Here is an 18,903-nt window from a genome sequence, read left to right as displayed (position 1 = left end):
TTGACACTAGTTTAACACACTAATCATTTTCCTACTTCATATGTACGTAAACCATTGTTTAATCGTTTCAATAAAAATTCTTTAAACAAATAAATCTACTCACTCATACACGGTATTTGTAAGCTCTAAAACCCTTTCACTTGAGCTGTCTTAAAGGCTAGAGGCTTACCCGCGAAAAGCGAGCAGATTTTATTTGAATCATTCAATTGTTACCCTACTATGTCATAGCCACATGCTAAAATAGCGCGTTCTGCTAAAACAATTAATGAGTCAATATATTTATCACTTAACTTTAAATCCCGATTGACGATAGATAATTCTGTACACCCTAACACGATACGATCACAATTAAGTGCAAGCATCGCCTCTTCTATCGGCTGCCAATCCTCCTTAGAGACATCCTTTCCAGCCTTTACGTAATCGTAAATGATAGACATAACTTTTTCTTTCATAGTATCGTCTGGGACAACTGGTGTTATACCAAATTCCTCTAACGCATCTTGATACATGCGTGAAGTTAATGTACCTGTTGTCGCTAAAATGCCGACACGCTCTGCCCCTAAGTCATAGGCACGCTTTGCCGTTTCACGAATCATATGCAAAACGGGAACTGGGGAGCCTTCAACGATATCATCATAAAAGGTATGTGCCGTATTGCACGGAATAGCAATCATATCTGCTCCAACAGAAGCAAGCTTTTTAGCATCTGCGACTATCACTGGAACTGGATTTTCCTTTGTATTATCTAAAATAAAGGCAGTACGATCTGGGATATTCGTATCATTATCAATAATTGTATGTAGATGCTCCTGATCCTTCGTTGCCTTCGTACGTCTTACAATCATTTCACCAATAAACATTGTTGCAAGTGGACCAACGCCACCAATTATACCTAAAGTTTGTTTTTTCATGAGTTAGACAGACCTTTGTTGTTAAAATATTTCTTATATTTGCGATAAAAGCTTAAATTATCGATCGTTACATTCAACCAACGTTTGGCATTCATATCCTTATAATTAAAAATAGAATCTGTTGCAAGTCCTTGGCGAATAAGACTTTTTGCTTCTATCACCAGTTGTTCATTTTGTACATATTTAAAGAGTACACCGTTTGGCACAATTGTCCAAAGATGCTTGTTCTGCACATATGTTAGCTGTTGCTTGCTACCGCGAATGAAATCATCGGCAACATATTGCATTAAGTTATAGCCACTTGCTGTCACATAATAATTCGAAAGCTCATTATGTAATTCAATACTTAATAATTTATATTGACCATCACGTTCATCATACTTCATATCCAACGTAGCAAATCCCTGGAACTGTATTTCCTCCAGAAACGATTTCACACAATCCATTAAATCCTTATCATATGTCGTCATAATTGCTACATAGCGTCCAATACCTTCTGGAGAATGCTCCTCTAAAATTGGGTTACCTATAGAAAGTAGCTTTGCCTTACCATCTTGTCCAACATAAGCATTTACGACACGCATCTTCGCATCTTCGCCAGGAATATATTGCTGGATCATTAAGTCATCTCGGTATGCCGATTCTTTATAAATCGCATGGAAAATGGCATCCTTTTCCTCATGATCGCGTGCAATATACACATTTTTCTTATCAGGGAAAATACATGACGCATACTTTGTCATATTCAAAGGCTTAATGACAACCGGATAATCAAAAGGTATATCAAATTCCTCATAATCATTCACTGTGCAAACATGCATCGCTGGATATTGAAAACCAAAATCCGCACAAAGTTCATACATACTCTCACGTGTTAATAGCTGATTAGCAAGTTTGGCATCAACATATGGAACGACAAAATATTTAGCTAGTTCCTCTTTATGTTGGACAATTTTCTTCACATAAAATTCATCACAGGCTAATAACAGTAGTTTTTTACCTGCATATTCCTCAGCAATTGCCTTTAATGCAACTACAAATCTTTCATCAATATGAAGCCTCGGTACTTCATGAAATGTTAATAAGTCACTCTGTTGTATTTTCTCCATATTTGTATGGTTTAATGCTAGTGGTTTAACTCCATATGACTCGTAAAATGCTCTCGCCATGCCGTAAGCATTCATTTCATCTCCTAATAAAACCGGTAAAAAAGCGTGCTCAATGGCCATTCTGCTCAACTCACTTTAGCTTTTTTTAGGCTGATCACCATAACGTGGGGTTGATTTCCGATCCGACTAGGCGCTTTCTTGGGGGCACCTAGCCTTCACTGTACACGGTATTCATTTAAATAATTATCTTCCCTAACTTTTGGTGATGGGCCTTTTTTATTAGTGTAACATACTTTCCTTGTACTCCTGATAACTCCCTTGAATCTATTTATGAACTGCTACAGCTTGTTTACCTAACTCTTGATAGCTTTTAAAAAATTGATTCACATTATACGTGACATAGCCTTTTAATGGGTCCATAACAACTACTTTATCTCCTAAATGCCCTGTTAAGACAACAGCATGTAAGTTCATATACGCTTTACGCGATTCCGTTTCACCTTCATAAATCCAGCCCTTAGTTGAGCTTGTTTTGGGTGTTGATAAATCTAATGTCACCCATGTCACAACTGGTACCCCCTCACGGACAAGCTGTAATATTTCTTCCTGTGAAGCACCAGTCATATTTGTGACACGTAAATCTGCCTTTTTATCTGCTATTACTGCTTCTGCCGCTTTTACAATTGGAGCTGCAAAGACATACATACCCTCATCTTTATTACTCGGATTGCCTGCAAAAGCCTGGTCTGGATTTGGACCAATGCGTTGTCCTCCTACGATACGTATATCTTGCTTTGGTAAATACTTATCAGCCATTTCAAGCTTCGTAACATTCATACCATAATAATTTAAAACAGCTGTTAACGATGTTATTTCACAGCCATGCGGTAGTTCAGGATTTTGCATAACAACTGGTACATCTAGCTCCTGCTCATCCCTTGAAAAATGTGTTTGCAATCGATAATATGGCTTTGTTGAATCATACGTAAAATGTTCGATTGTCGTATAGCCATCGTTTTTCGCACTATTATCAATAGTAGTTGCAGCAATAGCATATTCCCGTCCCTCTTTCAGTTTCGAAAATTTCGCTTCTCCCTCATCAGAGCCAACCACATCCTCAACGATTTCACCTTTCTCTACATCTGTGGCAGTTACGTAAAGGTTAGGAATCGGTGCACCACTATTAAACTCTACCGTTAATACAGTTAATTCATTTTTTTGCCTTTCTTGCTGAGAAAACTGATTGCAGCTCGAAAGTAGCATGGTTATCATAAGACCTATTAGTAAAAGGCGTTTATCCCTCGTCCACAAGACAAATTCCGCTCCTATCCAGTTTGAAGATAATCACTTCACTTCTATTATTTCAATTTGTCGTAGACTCTATTATACGCTAGTTTCATAGACGTTCCTATTTTAACTTGGTTCACCCTTTACATGTAAAAAAATGACTCAGGTTTTAGCCCTCATTCAGCAGATGAGCAATCCAGGTATTACTGATTTTGCTACTTTCGAGTTTCACATTTTACATGCTCAATTTAGAGCGTGCTTACTTTTGGACGCAATGTATGCTTTAACACTTTACCAGAAGCATTACGTGGCAATTCTTCTAAAAATTCAATTTCATGTGGCACTTTATATTTCGCCAGCTGAGTCCGACAATAAGCCAATATCGCCTCTTCATCAAGGGACTTTCCTTCCTTTAAAACGACAAATGCTTTCGGAACCTCACCATATACTTCATGTGGTAAACCTACAACTGCAGCTTCAAAAATTTCTGGCAGTTGATATAAAACCTCTTCTACCTCGATAGGGTAGATATTTTCGCCACCACGAATGATCATATCTTTTTTACGATCGACAATATAGAGATAGCCTTCTTCATCAAAACGTCCTAAATCTCCTGAATAGAGCCAGCCATCTTTAATTGTTCTCGCTGTTTCTTCAGGATTACGTAAATAGCCTTTCATCACCTGTGGTCCTCTGACACAAATTTCCCCTACTCCACCTGCTGGTACAGCTTCACCAAAGCTATCGACAACACGGACGTCTGTCTGTGCTAATGGTTTTCCGACTGATCCAATCTTTGTCAATGCATCGACATCTAAAAGGGAAGTAGCAGCAGGAGAATTTTCAGTCTGTCCATATAGGTTTTGTACTTTCACATTAGGGAATGACTCTTTCACTTGCTTAACAAGTTCATATGGCATCGGTGCTGCCCCATAACCTAATAAACGTAAATTTTCAAATGTATGTTCCTTAAAGTCAGGTGTATTTAAAATAATCGTATACATGGACGGAACACCAAAGAAAATTGTCGCTGCTGTCGTAGCAAGCTGTTCTAATGTATTAGTCGGAGAAAAAGCCTCTTCAATAACAATAGTACCGCCTTTATAAAACATCGGCATCGCAAATACATGAAGCCCTGCACAATGAAATAAAGGCGTACAAATAAACATTCTATCCTCATTGGTCATATTCATAGATGACGACCATATTTCCGCTGAGGATACAATATTTTGATGTGTTAACATAACGCCTTTTGGTTTACCAGTCGTCCCAGAAGTATACATAACAACCGCTGTATCATGAGGCTCCAAATTGACAACTTGCCTTTGACCTGTATAGTTCTTAATAACTTCTTTCATTTCTTTAAACCCTACAACATGTTGAAATGGATATGAAATATCTGCGAGTATATCTTCTAATCTTTCATCATAAATAAGACCTTTAGCTTCTGAATGGTTAAAAATAAATTCGACCTCTGGGGCAGCTAATTTTGTATTAATAGGCATCACCACAAATCCAGCTAATTGAACACCAATATAAGCGATTAAAAATAAATCTGAATTAAGCGTATAGAGTGCAATCACATCATCTTTTTCATAGTCCTGCTCTTGTAAGTACGCTGCAAACTTTTCTGCACATTTATAAAAATCACTATAGCTCATCTTTTTGCCATCGTATAACGTTGCAATTCCTTGTGGTTGTTGTTTAGCGTAATTTTGAACAATTTCTGTCATTAACATCGTCATCAAAAGCCCCCCAATTTTTAATATGCATAACCCTCATATTGCGTAGAATCTCCATAAAAGAATAACCATTACGATAATACGAAAATTCAGAAAATTATACTTACATTTTATCAAGCTATGAAAAAGTTAGCAATTTTTCTACACATCAGAAAAATATGAGTCTCATCACAGAAAGTTAAAGATAACATTTTGTTAAGCACCAGTCGGAATGGCGATCAACCACACGTTATGGTGATGAACCAGACATTTTACGTTTCTATTAAGTTCTGTTAGGTGTATGATAGTTGTACATATTTTTAGGAAAGGCATGGTTAAAATGCTGTATGCACTTTTAGGAGATTTACATTCTAATATAGAAGATACGAAGGCAGTTTTAGCCCATATTCAGCAAACTGCGAAAGATGCAAGGATATTAGGATTAGGTGATTTATATGAATGTACTGTCAGTAAAAAAAAGGCACAAATACTGTCCGATTTACCGCTACAAAAAGCTGCAATAGTGGAAAATGATTTTGAAAAGCTACTAACATTCCCCTCTATTCGTGGCAATCAAGAGGAGCGTATTACACATGTAACGGGCATCAAACGTTTTACAGAACTACCTGAAACAATCGAAATTGATGGTGCAACACTTATGCACGGACATCAATTTCAATGGAATGTGACATGGCAGCCTACATTTCCCCTATTCAAAAAACCGCTTCTTTTCTTCGGACATAGTCATGAGTCAGGTATTTATCATCAAAATAAAAAGCTACCTATTCATATTCGCTTTGGCCAACCGATCGCATTACAAGAAAAGCACTACGGCATCAACGTTGGCTCTGTCGTCGATCACCGTGAGTGGTGTCTCTATGATAGTGATAAACGAACAGTAACATTTATGTGCGTTCCTTCTGTCAATAAGGTTCGCGTTTAAGATTCACGTAAGTCTACATACGACAATTGCCTTGCTTACCGTAGCGTCGCAGATGAGACCCTGGAGCGCTAGCGAAGCGGCTCATCGGACGCCCCCAGGAAGCTTTGCTCTGTGCGAAAGCGAAGCGGCAGCGACAATGTTTTATCTGTGCGAAAGCGAAGCGACAGCAACAAATGTTTTATCTGTGCGAAAGCGAAGCGGCAGCAACAAATGCTTTATCTGCGCGAAAGCGAAGCGACAGCGTCAAATTTTTTATCTGTGCGAAAGCGAAGCGACAGCAACAAATGCTTTATCTGTGCGAAAGCGAAGCGGCAGCAACAAATGTTTTATCTGTGCGAAAGCGAAGCGGCAGCAACAAATGCTTTATCTGCGCGAAAGCGAAGCGGCAGCGACAAATGTTTTATCTGTGCGAAAGCGAAGCGACAGCGACAAATGTTTTATCTGCGCGAAAGCGAAGCGACAGCGACAAATGTTTTATCTGCGCGAAAGCGAAGCGGCAGCGACAAAGCGTCCAGTCGGAACGGACATCAACCACACGTTATGGTGATGCGCCTACTTTTTGTAAATCATCACATCCACAAAAAAACGCTAAAATCGACTTCGACTCTAGCGTTTTTCACCAAACTAGCAATATTCACAGTCCTGTAAAGCATCGAGTAATTTTTCCATGTCGCAAATTTGATCGCACATCGTTTGAATCATATTTTTCAGGATTGGTATTAATTCTTGGCAAATACAGAACCTTAAAACATTTTGCGCTAGTCGAACTCCTCCCTGATGGTGAACAATCATTTCTCGAAGATAGTTTATATTAATGTTATTAGAAACTGGTGGTAAGCTCATTGCCTTGAACATAGCTTCCGTAATTTCTTTATAGGCGCACATATATTCGTACAATTCATATTCTGAATTTTGCACGATACAGCATCTATTTTGTATCGCTTCTAAACATTCAACAATCTCTGCACTTGTTTCTATTATTTCTAATGCAAGATTTTGTACAGGTATATTTGTTGTGTATCGCAAAACATTTTCTGACATTTTAATAGCCGCTACTTGATGTGGTAAAATTTGCTTAATAAAATTTTCTGAAATGCTACAGGTAAGGGTCACATAGGTCATGCCCTGAATCATTTTATCGAGAATCCTTTGGTATTCCGCTAAATAAGCCTGTGTAACATTACTGAGTTCAATTGGTTTAGCCATTAGACACACTCCTTTCAGAGTAATGTATGCCTGATCGGTTGTAGTGTGGTAGACAATTGTACCAACTGATGATCATTTATCCCCCATCGTTTTTGATAGAAGTATTTTATGGCTGGCAATGTGCTTTTGCCACAAAAACGAACTATTCTTCTTTATATGTATCCAAGCATTTTTGACATATACATTTATTATGCTCTTGAGGCACTGCGTCAAAAATTCTCTCAGGAAAACTTTCTGTCATACACCAGCAATTGTTTTGCCCTTTCGCTACTCCACAATGATTTTCTTGTCCACATAACGGGCAACAATTTCCCTCCATTCTTACACCTCCCTACATTTCTACATTGTAAAGTAACAATAGAGGAGTACTCAATTTTATACTCCTCCCATAATAGCTTATTGCTTTTTCCCATGAATCTGTTGCTTTACTTCTTCCTTGTTCGTATCACTATATATTGCTGTACCAACCCCACCACTTTGGGCTAGCAGTTTTTTTACTTCATTGTAAGATAAACCAGCTTCTGCATTTTTTCTTTTAACTTCATCAATATCTGTTCCAACAGCAGTAAACTGATCTTCGTTATGTTCAGTCATACAAATCCCTACTTTCTATAATTCATCAGGCTGCATTTCGATTAATTCATCGCCTTCTCTTTTCACTTTTTTATTTAGCTCTTTAATCGGTATAGCATCTACTGTTTGCATATCTTCATGTAAATCGAAAAGACTAATAGTATCTGATTCAACCATGTCTGGTTTGTTCTTGCTTGCTAAATTCATAAATACCTTTTTCTCATGTGGTACGTTTTCTATGTCCATCATTTCACACTCCTTTATCCATAGTATGAGCAATGTTGAACAGGTTATGTGGCTTTCGTTTTTGCAGTTTATTGACGCGGTGATATTCAGAGATTTGAATGACCCGAACATTTCCTGGATGCAACTCATGATAAATCCCTCTACTATCTGTAAAGGATATATATTGATCTCGTTCACTTCGAACTAAAGCCTCTGCTTTTTCTTGTGATTCGATATGAATAAATCTTCTTACATAATGCATTTCATCAAAGAAATAAGTAATTTTAAATTCCTTCACTTATAAATAGCTCCTCAATTACTGGATTTGACGTTTGTTTACCGCTTATCATATCCAACTAACTGCAGTTGCTATCCTCAAAAAAATATTTTCGGTATTTTCTATAGGTCATGCATAACCTATATTAAAGCAACTATTTTTTGGAGGTGATGATTGTGATCCATACAGTTAAAGCAGGAGAAACATTGTCTCAAATAGCTAGAGATTACCGAACACCACTATCGTCCATAATTGCAGCTAATCCAGGGATAGATCCAAATGTACTTTATATCGGACAACAAATTGTTATACCTGGGTTTCCTGATCCAAATACAATCCCTTATAAAATTGATATTTCTACTGAAAATCGTTGGCTACGGTTATATAAAGACAATATTCTTCAAAAACAATACCCAATTGCAGTTGGTAGAATGTTACACGATACGCCTATTGGCAATTTTATTATTATTAATAAGGCTCCAAACCCTGGAGGTCCGTTTGGGACAATGTGGATGAGTTTATCTAAAGAGCATTATGGTATTCATGGAACCAATGATCCTAGCTCTATTGGTCATGCAGTTTCACGTGGCTGTATTCGCATGCATAATCAGGATGTCGAAGAACTTGCACGCATTGTTCCAATTGGCACTGGCGTTTTTATCCATCCTTAAAATCAACAGAGGCTAGGACATAACTGGTTAAAACCTTAAAAAGCGAGGGAAATCAATTTTAGAAACGTTGATTTCCCTCGCTTTTCTGATGTAAAATTTTTTAATTTCGCTTGAAAAATATACTTATGTCCCAGCCTCATGTCGTAGAAAAGATGGACAAGGAAATTCGCAACAGAAATGAATCTAAAAACATTCCTAATATTTTATCGGAATGTTATGTAGAATTATCGGAATGTTTTTTAGTTTTATCGGAACATTATGTAGATTTATCGGAATGTTTTCCAATTTCATCGGTACATTATGCTGATTTGTCTAATGTTAATGCTCCTTGGGCAGTAAGTTTCCGTATAGGATGAAACGCTTAAAGCTATACTACATAATGCTGAAGCAACGCAACAAATTCAATTTTCATTTAGAATCAGGAGGGAATATGCTTGTCCACGAAAGACAATATATTATCTATTTTCGCCTTAGGTGGCATTAATGAGATTGGCAAGAATATGTATGTAGTACAGTATGGGAATGATATTTTAATTATCGACTGCGGCGCTAAGTTTCCAGACGAAAGCTTACTAGGTATCGATTTAATAATTCCTGATATTACGTACCTACAAGAAAATAAAGAAAAGATTAGAGCATTAATCGTAACACATGGACATGAGGACCATATTGGTGGTATTCCTTATCTCCTAAAAAAGATAAATGTTCCTATTTATGCGACACGTTTTACGCTTGGCTTAATCGAGTTAAAGCTAAAAGAGCATAAGCTTTTACGAGAGACCGATTTAATAGAAATTCATTCCGATTCATCATTAAATTTCGGACAAGTTGATGTTAGTTTCTTTAGAACAAACCATAGTATACCTGATTGCTTAGGAATCGTTATTAATACACCTGAAGGAAATGTAGTCCACACTGGAGATTTTAAATTTGATTTAACCCCTGTCAATAATCAGTTTGCTGATATCCATAAGATGTCTGATATAGGATCAGAAGGCGTGCTAGTACTTATTTCTGAAAGTACGAATGCCGAACGACCTGGATTAACTCCTTCAGAGCAGCTTGTCGGTCATCATATTGAAGATGCATTTTTACATGCCGAGCGCAAAATTGTTATTTCCACCTTCGCTTCCAATGTCAATCGCGTACAACAAATTGTAAATGCTACGATTGCTACAAATAGAAAGCTTGCATTGCTTGGACGTAGTATGGTGAATGTTGTAGATGTGGCACTTGAGCGAGGATATTTAGACGTTCCGGAAGATCTGTTGATTGATGCTCGTGAGGTTAAATATCTTCCACCTGAAGAAGTGGTTGTATTATGTACTGGTAGTCAGGGTGAGCCATTAGCTGCACTCTCTCGTTTGGCAAATGGGAATCATCGTGAAGTAAAAATTTTGCCTGATGACACAGTTATTTTAGCCTCATCCCCTATTCCAGGGAATGAGAAGGGTGTTTCACGGATCGTCGATAATTTGTTCCAGTTAGGTGCGAAGGTTATTTATGGCTCTTCTAGTCATACAGGTATGCACGTTTCAGGTCATGGCCACCAGGAAGATTTAAAACTAATGCTGACGCTCATGAAGCCCAAATTTTTCATTCCGATTCATGGTGAATTCCGTATGTTACATCAGCATCGTTTGCTAGCTGAGTCCGTCGGTGTCAAAAGAGGGCATACGTTTATAATGAAAAACGGGGATGTTGTTGATATTGAAAATGCAATGGCTAGGCAAACGCGTAAAATTCCTTCAGGTGATACGTATGTCGACGGTATCGGTATTGGTGAAGTCGAAGGAATTGTCTTACGAGATCGCAAACAGCTGTCAGAAGACGGTATGCTTGTTATCGTTATAACACTTAATAAAATAGATGGTGCCTTTATTTCAGAACCAGATACAATTTCGCGAGGCTTTGTTTATGCCAAAGACTTTGAGGAGCTGTTAAAGAAAGTAAATATTCTCGTCAAAGAAACAATTAATGAACTTCAGGAAGAAAGTAAGCAGCCAATCCATGTCTTAAAAAGAGAAATCAAAAGAGCAGTCGGTCAATATCTATTTACACAAACAAAAAGAAAACCAATGATTTTACCTATAATTATCGATATTTAAAAAAGTCGGTGTGAAGGTTCTTTTCCCCTTTTGCACCGACTAAATTCATTTTATAAACATTAACTGCCCCTAAAAGCCCAATTGATACAGATTTATCAAAGAAATTAGTTTTTACTTTCGGATTACTCCATCTTTTTTAAAGTTCAGACCCGTGCATTTCTTTGTAAAGCTCTCCCTTAAATATTTTATGAAGCATAACATCGTAAAAATAATGAACCTGATTTAATCCATGCTGTAAATGTTGCGAGTGATTTTCTATTTGCCTAGAAAATTTGTCAAAATGCTGTGGTAGTCCTTCTACTGCGGTTATCAATGATTCTTTATTTTTTAATAAAAGCTGTATCGTATTTAAAAGCTGTACCACTTTATGTTGGATATCAATCATCGGAATATCAATAAGTATATGATACAAATGATGCCATTCTTTGATTGGATACCAACTGAGAAAATGCAATAAATAATCACTTAAAATAATCGTTTCATTTGGCATAATAGCCACGACATCATTTGCAATACATACTTCATTTTCACATTGATATATATATTTATTCGTTTCCTTCAAATGAGCTCTCGTAAGAATGATCGTTTTAGCTGGTACTGGTGCACACTTTAAACATTTATTAAATATCATATTAATCTTTGGTACTTGTTCAATTTCACCATTTAGCATTAACTGTTTTAAATATTCTGCAGTCACTAAGGGCAATCCGACATTTGTAAAATACTCCTCCCTCGGTACTATTTTTCCCTCTTTTATTTTAGCAACTTCATCTAATCGATAACGCTTTACCATGCCTGAATCCTCCATTCTTTAACTTAGTTATGTATACCCAAAACAAGCCACTGAAGAATCATCAACACTATTTTCCACAAACTTTTTCTCTTAATAAAATCTTCCCATTCACAATTGTACCATTTTACAATAACATTCACTCTATTATACCACTATAATAGTATAGGCAATTTTAATTTTTTTCACTAGCTTTTTACATAGAGGTGAATCATATGTCAGACTTTTTAAAGCTAGTAGGTGAACAGCTCCGTATTATTAGGGTTTCCAAAGGGCTTAGTCAAGAAGAAGTGGCTGAAAGAACAGGGAAGTTAGGTTTTAGTAAAGGACGAATCTCAAATATTGAACATGGGCAATCTAATATCACATTGAGCACTTTAGAAACGCTGATGAAAGCATTAGACATTGCCCCTGAGGAACTTTTTAATTTTCAAAAATTATCTGGTGTTACTGATATTAAGGAAAAGAACATCATGCTTGACATACATCGCTCCTTATTAAGGGAGCGTGATTTAGACGAGGTAAAATACGTAGTACGCATTACAAAGGATTTTTTAGATACGATCGATTCACAATCAAAGAAAAACAGCTCCAATAGTCAATGACGTTGGAGCTGTTTTGACGTATATCTACAAATTCCTCTTTTACTTTTTCTAGCTCATCGCCATAACATGTGATTCCACAACTTTTGGTGAAGAACTTTTTTCTTTCATTAGGCCTACCCTTATTTTGTCCATATAAAAAATCCATTTAGTCTAAACCAAATGGATTTTTTCCTTACATTCCAAACTTTTGGCGATAGCCGCATTTTCTACATAGCTCTTCTACGGCCTCTCTTCGTGAAAATCCGTCGACAATATTGTTTGCACGCTCACCCTGAACAATGTCAGTGAAGGATTTCTCGTTCACATTCCCCAAATTAATAACGCCCTCACCATCAAGACAGCACGGCACTACTGTACCATCCACAAGAATAGCAGCTTGGCTTCGAAGTGCATGGCAAAAGCCTTTTCCTTCATCCTCAGGCTCAAGCAAGCTTGGCCATCTGAATTCATGATCCTGATTTAAATAAATATTTTTAGCAATCTTCACGCCTTTACCGGGCTGCACTGTTTCTTCGATGCGATAATCAAGATTATATTCATTTTCTAAAATATTGAGCGTTTCCCTATTTCTTCTCGCTGCAATATCCGATACATGATCCTTTTGTAAATTCCATAAACGATATGAAATAATCGTATTATATTCTCTCGCAGCACGAACAAAATCCAATATATCCCCTAAATATTTCTCACGATTCTCCGACCCCTCATGACCATCGAAACTATGTAAAGAGAAATTGATTTGGCGTAAGGCTGGTTTCCCTAATATCTTTTCACGATTCTTTTTAATCAGTGTACCATTCGTTGTAATATTAACTTTAAAACCTTTCTCATGTGCTGCGTCAAGGAGCTGATCAATACGTGGATGTAAAAGCGGTTCCCCTTTTACATGCAAATAAATATATTTCGTGTGAGGACGTATTTCATCCAATATTTTATTAAATTGCTCCACTTTAATAAGTCCCTTTGCACGAGCCGTTGGAGGACAAAAGCTACATGCTAAATTACAGACACTCGTTATTTCTATATAAACTTTTTTAAATGTTCTCAACGTTGATTCACCGTTCCAGTTCTTTAATTATTAAAACTCTCTTCATTTTAACAAATTTTACGATAAGGAACAGTCTTTCCGTCTCCATCCCTTACATTATTTATATCTCTCAAGGCTCATCACCATAACGTGTGGTTGATTTCCGTTCCGACTGGGCGCTTTGTTGCTGACGCTTCGCTTTCGCACAGAAAAAAATTGCCGCTGTCGCTTCGCTTTCGCGCAGATAAAACATTTGTTGCTGTCGCTTCGCTTTCGCACAGAAAAACATTGCCGCTGACGCTTCGCTTTCGCACAGATAAAACATTTGTTGCTGACGCTTCGCTTTCGCGCAGATAAAACATTTGCCGCTGTCGCTTCGCTTTCGCGCAGATAAAACATTTGTTGCTGACGATTCGCTTTCGCACAGATAAAACATTTGTCGCTGACGCTCCGCTTTCGCGCAGAGCAAAGCTTCCTGGGGCGTCCGATGAGCCGCTTGGGGCAACAAATGTTTTCTGTGCGAAAGCGTAGTGCAAACGCAGCGTCAGCAACAGGATGTTGGTCACGAAGGCGTTATCACAGGACGTGATGTTTTTAGCCTTCGTTCCTCTGCCTGCTCGCTCCAGGGTCTCATTTGTGACGCTATGGCGATGAACCTTTATGTAAGACTGTCAAAAATTAAAACTTCTATCTGCAGGGCTATTTTTCATACCAACAGATAGAAGTTTTTTGTCACACATTCCGTTTATAATTTTTTGTACCATCATATGAATACAGTATTGGCTTTCCATCCACATATGTTTCTAAATGAACAGGACGACCCCATAGCTGATAAATATATGGCAAAACGTTTTCTAAATAGCGTGGGTCTAGCTCCATTCCCTCATACCCATGCAATAAATAGAGCTCTCCGTTACGGAGGTAATCCCCATTTTTAACAACGATATATGGGAACCCCCCGTTTACGCGCATCGATATGAGCTGATCTCGTACCATTTCATGATCCTTTTCTGTAATACGATACTCATTGCCCTTCTTCTGGAACAAATAAAGATCCTCTTGCTTTGTTAAATCCTTCGTTAAATAGTTGCGAATAAAGGAGATATCCGACTCTATCTCTCTTACCTCAAACATTTTCTCTCGACCTGAGTTCGGTTGAACCCCTAACTTTATCATCTCTTCCGTTGGATGATTATAGCGATGTTCAATATCCTCAAAAATTTTCACGCCAAGGTAATAAGGATTAATAGATGTTTTTGAAGGCTGCACAACACCTGCATTTAATTTTGCATATTCAATCGTCTCCGCTGTTGTTAGCTTAAGCTCACGCATTATACGTTGGTGCCAAAAGGAAGCCCAGCCCTCATTCATAATTTTCGTCTCTAATTGCGGCCAAAAATAAAGCATTTCCTCACGCATCATCGTTAGTATATCTCGCTGCCAGTCCTCCAGTTCTCGACTATGCTCCTCTAAAAATTGCAATAAATCTTTTTCGGGCCTTGGCGGGAAGTTCTTTATTTTTCGCCTTATCAATTTATACTCTTTTTCCTTATCATCTAAACGCCATAGATCATCATACGGTGATCTTGCTGGAAGAATTTCTTCATCAAATTCTACCTCCGTATTCCAGGACAATTTTGGTCGTAAAAGGGATGGATCGATATGCTCCTGAATCGCTAAAACTGCATCTAAAAACTGTTCGACCTCATCCTTTCCATATTCCCTTTCGTACCCAGCTATCCGTTCAGCTGTTGCAGTCATGCTCTCCACCATATCTCTTCTAGTATTGGAGAAGCGTACATTATTTTTAAAGAAATCACAGTGCGCCAATACATGCGCAATAATTAACTTATTTTGTGTTAACGTATTTGTATCAAGTAAAAATGCATAGCATGGATTTGAGTTAATGACTAGCTCATAAATTTGGCTTAGCCCTAAATCATATTGAAGCTTCATTTTATGAAATTGTTTGCCAAAGCTCCAATGCGAAAATCGAGTAGGCATACCATATGCGCCAAATGTATAAATAATATCTGCTGGACAAATTTCATAGCGCATTGGAAAGAAATCTAAGCCAAAGCTTGAGGCAATTTCTGTAATTTCATCAATCGCTCGTTGAAGCTCTTTCATTTCCATTTTTCCGCCCCCTCCCTTGAACATGATTACTTACCATAATTCAACTTCGGTCACCATTTAAGATTCACTTTTTTTGAAAAAGCTCTTTAAGGCATCGTAAACATCGCCTTTTTTCCTCAAAATATGATACCTAAATTTAGGGTCATCTATTTTTTTGTATGTGTACATAAGTGTAGAAAAGCGGTTATGCTGATTGACTTCACCATACCCAAACATGCTCGATACGTCCATTAACTCTCCGACTAGCTTCAAGCACTTTTCATTGTCCATTGAAATATTTTCACCATCAGAAAAATGGACTGGATAAATATTGTAGCGAGAAGGATTATACTTTTCCCGAATTAGGTCTAATGCTTTTATATAGGCAGATGAGCAAATGGTTCCTCCGCTTTCTCCCTTCGTGAAAAATTCATCTTCTGTCACTACTTTCGCCTCTGTATGATGGGCAATAAACTCAATTTCTACAGTTCCATACTTTGAGCGTAAAAATTTCGTCATCCAAAAGAAGAAGCTTCTAGCACAATATTTTTCGAAGGAGCCCATCGAGCCACTTGTATCCATCATCGCAAGAACCACTGCCTTCGATTCAGGTTTCTCCACTTCATCCCAAGTTTTAAAACGTAGATCCTCATTATGAATCGGCGTAATTTCTGGTTTACCCTGCATCGCATTACGCTTTATCGCATTAAGGATTGTGCTCTTTTTATCAACATTCCCCATCAGACCTTTTTTCCGGATATCGTTAAACTCAATTTTTTCCGTTTTAATATCTGCTTTTTCTTTCTGTTGTAAGTTTGGTAGTTCAAGCTCATTAAATAGCACATTCTGAATTTCTTCAATACTTACTTCAGCTTCATAATAGTCATGACCTGGCTTGTCACCAGCTTCTTTTCCTTGACCATTAGCCTGATTGCCTCTGCTAGCATCACGTGCAACCACATCACCTACATTACTATCTCCTTGTCCTTGCCCAACATGCTTGGAATTATCATAGTTATATCGAATTTTATATTCATCAAGTGAACGTATAGGAATTTTAATAACCTCTCGACCATTGGACATCACAATACTTTCCTCGCTAACTAAATCAGGTAAATTATTCTTGATAGCATCTTTCACTTTTTCCATATGACGTTGCTGGTCCTGGTGCCCTTTACGATGGAGGGACCAATTTTCCTGAGAGATGACAAAGCGTTTATTTTCGTGTTCAGTCATTTTTATCCTCACCCATCTATCAAATTTGCTTTTTCTATACTATGCTAGTAATTCGCTTTCTTGAACTCCTTTAGTAAAATCAATTACACTTCGTTTTTTTAAATGAAGATAAAAGGAGTGCCCTAAAATGGGACACTCCTAATCACTCCTATCAATAGTCTTCATTTTTCCATTGAATAGGTCAAAACCATTAACGGTTTAACAGACTACCTACATATTGCAATAATTCATTAGCAGACGTTGTATTATAGCCATGTTCATCAACAAGTCTTGCTACAACCTCATTAATTTTCTTCAGCTGTGATTCATCCGGCATTTTCGAGGATGTTGTAATTTTCACGACATCCTTGAGATCCGCAAATAGTTTCTTCTGGATTGCTTCTCGTAATCTTTCATGAGAATTATAGTCAAAACGTTTTCCCTTTCGAGCATAAGCAGAAATACGAATTAATATCTCCTCACGAAATGCTTTTTTTGCATTTTCCGAGATGCCAATTTGTTCCTCAATAGAGCGCATTAATTTTTCATCAGGATTCATTTCTTCACCAGTCAATGGATCTAAAATTTTATTTTTATTACAAAACGCTTCTACATTATCGAGGTAATTATTCATCAATGTTTTTGCAGACTCTTCATACGAATAAACAAAAGCTTTTTGTACTTCGTTTTTGGCAATATCATCATACTCTCTTCGAGCAACTGCAATATAGTTCATATATTTTTCTCGATCTTCCTGAGAGATCGAAGCATGCTGGTCAAGCCCATCCTTTAGTGCTCGCAGAACATCTAACGCATTAATAGATGGTACCTCTTTTCGAATAATAGCAGAAGAAATACGATTAATAATATACCGTGGATCAATACCGTTCATGCCTTCGTTTGGAAACTCTTTTTTAAGCTCCTCTAAGTCAACGGAATTAAATCCCTCCACATTTTCTCCGTCGTACAGTCGCATTTTTTTAATAAGATCCACACCTTGCTTTTTCGGTACTTCAAGTCTTGTTAGAACCGAAAAGATTGCTGCGGCCTTTAATGCATGTGGCGCAATATGAACATGTGCCATATCACTTTCTTTAATCATTTTTTCGTAAATCAGTTCTTCCTGACTAACTTTTAAGTTATACGGAATCGGCATCACAATAATACGTGAATGCAACGCCTCATTCTTTTTATTTGAAATAAATGAACGATATTCCGTTTCGTTTGTATGTGCAACAATTAACTCATCTGCACTAATTAATGCAAATCGACCTGCTTTAAAATTACCTTCCTGTGTTAAAGACAGTAAATTCCACAAGAATTTTTCATCAAGCTTTAACATTTCCTGAAATTCCATCATACCCCTGTTAGCTTTATTTAGCTCACCGTCAAAGCGATAAGCACGAGGGTCAGATTCTGAACCAAATTCTCCGATTGTTGAGAAATCAATACTACCTGTTAAATCGGCAATATCCTGTGATTTTGGATCTGATGGCGTAAATGTTCCTATGCCCACACGTTTGTCTTCAGAAAAAGTAATACGTTCAACCATCACATTTTCAATACGTCCATCGTACTCTTTTTCAAGACGCATCGTATTTAAAGGCGATAAGCTTCCTTCAATTCGTATACCATACTCCTCATAAAAATCATTACGCAAATGATGTGGAATTAAATGTAGAGGATCCTCATGCATTGGACATCCCTTAATGGCGAAAACTGCACCTTCATCTGTTCTCGAAAATTGTTCGAGTCCGCGTTTCAACAAGGTCACTATTGTTGATTTACCACCACTAACTGGTCCCATTAATAACAAAATACGCTTCCTAACATCTAATCTTCGTGCTGCCGGATGGAAATATTCCTCCACCAGTCTTTCAATTGCTGTTTCAAGCCCAAAAATTTCTTGCCCAAAAAACTCATACATTTTTTGCCCATCGCGTTCCTCTACACCAGCACTTTTTACCATATTGTAGACGCGTGAATGGGCTGTTTGAGCAACTTCAGGTCTTTCCTTGATAATATTTAAGTAATCTGCAAATGTTCCTTCCCACTTCAACCGATTTTCTTCTTCGCGGTAGCTTTTCACTTTATCTAAAATGTTAATAGCCTTCCCTCCA

Annotated in this window: 20 protein-coding genes; 5 read left to right on the top strand and 15 right to left on the bottom strand. The window is 37.5% G+C overall.

Going from position 1 to position 18,903, the window contains the following annotated elements:
* Positions 1–209 precede the first annotated feature (209 nt).
* The 4 genes from ACB089_RS02720 to ACB089_RS02705 all read right to left on the bottom strand — a co-directional run bounded on the left by ACB089_RS02720 (position 210) and on the right by ACB089_RS02705 (position 5,052).
* Entirely contained in the window at positions 210–911 is a 702-nt protein-coding gene (locus tag ACB089_RS02720; RefSeq protein ID WP_068986337.1) for an aspartate/glutamate racemase family protein, read from the bottom strand.
* Positions 908–2,140: an ATP-grasp domain-containing protein gene (locus ACB089_RS02715; protein WP_374965218.1), complete on the bottom strand. Its 1,233-nt coding sequence runs from the start codon at positions 2,138–2,140 to the stop codon at positions 908–910. Before ACB089_RS02715 ends, ACB089_RS02720 begins: the two co-directional genes overlap by 4 nt.
* Positions 2,141–2,344: 204 nt before the next feature.
* Positions 2,345–3,331, bottom strand: a complete 987-nt coding sequence (locus ACB089_RS02710) for a C39 family peptidase (RefSeq protein WP_374965217.1) — start codon at positions 3,329–3,331, stop codon at positions 2,345–2,347.
* Between the two features lie 224 nt (positions 3,332–3,555).
* Positions 3,556–5,052, bottom strand: a complete 1,497-nt coding sequence (locus ACB089_RS02705) for a class I adenylate-forming enzyme family protein (protein ID WP_374965216.1) — start codon at positions 5,050–5,052, stop codon at positions 3,556–3,558.
* Positions 5,053–5,368: 316 nt separating this feature from the next.
* Between ACB089_RS02705 and ACB089_RS02700 the strand changes: the two genes are divergently transcribed.
* Both ACB089_RS02700 and ACB089_RS02695 read left to right on the top strand, forming a co-directional pair.
* The gene (locus tag ACB089_RS02700) at positions 5,369–5,971 is read left to right on the top strand and encodes a metallophosphoesterase (protein WP_368638305.1); all 603 of its coding nucleotides are present in this window, start codon (positions 5,369–5,371) and stop codon (positions 5,969–5,971) included.
* A gap of 52 nt (positions 5,972–6,023) precedes the next feature.
* Positions 6,024–6,518, top strand: a complete 495-nt coding sequence (locus ACB089_RS02695) for a hypothetical protein (protein WP_374965215.1) — start codon at positions 6,024–6,026, stop codon at positions 6,516–6,518.
* A 77-nt stretch (positions 6,519–6,595) separates the two neighbouring features.
* Here the strand turns inward: ACB089_RS02695 and ACB089_RS02690 are convergent, their stop codons facing one another.
* The 5 genes from ACB089_RS02690 to ACB089_RS02670 all read right to left on the bottom strand — a co-directional run bounded on the left by ACB089_RS02690 (position 6,596) and on the right by ACB089_RS02670 (position 8,273).
* The gene (locus ACB089_RS02690; RefSeq protein ID WP_374965214.1) at positions 6,596–7,177 is read right to left on the bottom strand and encodes a DUF305 domain-containing protein; all 582 of its coding nucleotides are present in this window, start codon (positions 7,175–7,177) and stop codon (positions 6,596–6,598) included.
* A 142-nt stretch (positions 7,178–7,319) separates the two neighbouring features.
* Positions 7,320–7,496 (bottom strand): cysteine-rich CWC family protein, encoded by a 177-nt coding sequence (locus ACB089_RS02685; RefSeq protein WP_374965213.1) that lies wholly within the window; start codon positions 7,494–7,496, stop codon positions 7,320–7,322.
* Positions 7,497–7,573: 77 nt separating this feature from the next.
* Positions 7,574–7,771, bottom strand: a complete 198-nt coding sequence (locus ACB089_RS02680) for a gamma-type small acid-soluble spore protein (protein ID WP_374965212.1) — start codon at positions 7,769–7,771, stop codon at positions 7,574–7,576.
* 15 nt (positions 7,772–7,786) lie between these two features.
* Positions 7,787–7,996 carry a hypothetical protein gene (locus ACB089_RS02675; RefSeq protein ID WP_374967652.1) on the bottom strand — a complete coding sequence of 70 codons (210 nt, stop codon included), beginning with the start codon at positions 7,994–7,996 and terminating at the stop codon, positions 7,787–7,789.
* Positions 7,997–8,000: 4 nt separating this feature from the next.
* The gene (locus ACB089_RS02670; protein WP_374965211.1) at positions 8,001–8,273 is read right to left on the bottom strand and encodes a hypothetical protein; all 273 of its coding nucleotides are present in this window, start codon (positions 8,271–8,273) and stop codon (positions 8,001–8,003) included.
* 155 nt (positions 8,274–8,428) lie between these two features.
* Between ACB089_RS02670 and ACB089_RS02665 the strand changes: the two genes are divergently transcribed.
* Together ACB089_RS02665 and ACB089_RS02660 are read left to right on the top strand one after the other, a co-directional pair.
* Positions 8,429–8,923 (top strand): L,D-transpeptidase family protein, encoded by a 495-nt coding sequence (locus ACB089_RS02665; RefSeq protein ID WP_374965210.1) that lies wholly within the window; start codon positions 8,429–8,431, stop codon positions 8,921–8,923.
* 434 nt (positions 8,924–9,357) lie between these two features.
* Positions 9,358–11,031, top strand: coding sequence for a ribonuclease J (locus tag ACB089_RS02660; RefSeq protein WP_374965209.1), 1,674 nt, complete (start codon positions 9,358–9,360; stop codon positions 11,029–11,031).
* A 136-nt stretch (positions 11,032–11,167) separates the two neighbouring features.
* On the opposite strand, the gene ACB089_RS02655 is transcribed toward ACB089_RS02660, so the two are convergent.
* On the bottom strand, positions 11,168–11,824 hold the full coding sequence (locus tag ACB089_RS02655; RefSeq protein ID WP_374965208.1) for a hypothetical protein: 657 nt from the start codon (positions 11,822–11,824) through the stop codon (positions 11,168–11,170).
* Between the two features lie 212 nt (positions 11,825–12,036).
* Between ACB089_RS02655 and ACB089_RS02650 the strand changes: the two genes are divergently transcribed.
* Positions 12,037–12,426: a helix-turn-helix domain-containing protein gene (locus ACB089_RS02650; protein ID WP_374965207.1), complete on the top strand. Its 390-nt coding sequence runs from the start codon at positions 12,037–12,039 to the stop codon at positions 12,424–12,426.
* A 172-nt stretch (positions 12,427–12,598) separates the two neighbouring features.
* Here ACB089_RS02650 and ACB089_RS02645 read toward each other — a convergent pair whose 3' ends face one another.
* The 5 genes from ACB089_RS02645 to ACB089_RS02625 all read right to left on the bottom strand — a co-directional run bounded on the left by ACB089_RS02645 (position 12,599) and on the right by ACB089_RS02625 (position 18,890).
* On the bottom strand, positions 12,599–13,474 hold the full coding sequence (locus tag ACB089_RS02645; protein WP_374965206.1) for a radical SAM/SPASM domain-containing protein: 876 nt from the start codon (positions 13,472–13,474) through the stop codon (positions 12,599–12,601).
* Between the two features lie 109 nt (positions 13,475–13,583).
* Positions 13,584–13,958 (bottom strand): hypothetical protein, encoded by a 375-nt coding sequence (locus ACB089_RS02640; protein ID WP_375122129.1) that lies wholly within the window; start codon positions 13,956–13,958, stop codon positions 13,584–13,586.
* A gap of 227 nt (positions 13,959–14,185) precedes the next feature.
* Entirely contained in the window at positions 14,186–15,589 is a 1,404-nt protein-coding gene (locus ACB089_RS02635; protein WP_374965204.1) for a SpoVR family protein, read from the bottom strand.
* A 57-nt stretch (positions 15,590–15,646) separates the two neighbouring features.
* Positions 15,647–16,804, bottom strand: a complete 1,158-nt coding sequence (yhbH, locus tag ACB089_RS02630) for a sporulation protein YhbH (RefSeq protein WP_374965203.1) — start codon at positions 16,802–16,804, stop codon at positions 15,647–15,649.
* Between the two features lie 190 nt (positions 16,805–16,994).
* A complete protein-coding gene (locus tag ACB089_RS02625) occupies positions 16,995–18,890 on the bottom strand; it encodes a PrkA family serine protein kinase (RefSeq protein WP_374967651.1) in 1,896 nt (631 codons plus the stop codon).
* Positions 18,891–18,903: the final 13 nt, after the last annotated feature.

Source organism: Lysinibacillus sp. RS10, from assembly GCF_041956855.1.
In the GTDB taxonomy this organism is placed as follows: domain Bacteria; phylum Bacillota; class Bacilli; order Bacillales_A; family Planococcaceae; genus Lysinibacillus; species Lysinibacillus xylanilyticus_A.
This window is presented reverse-complemented; position numbering and strand designations above follow the sequence as displayed.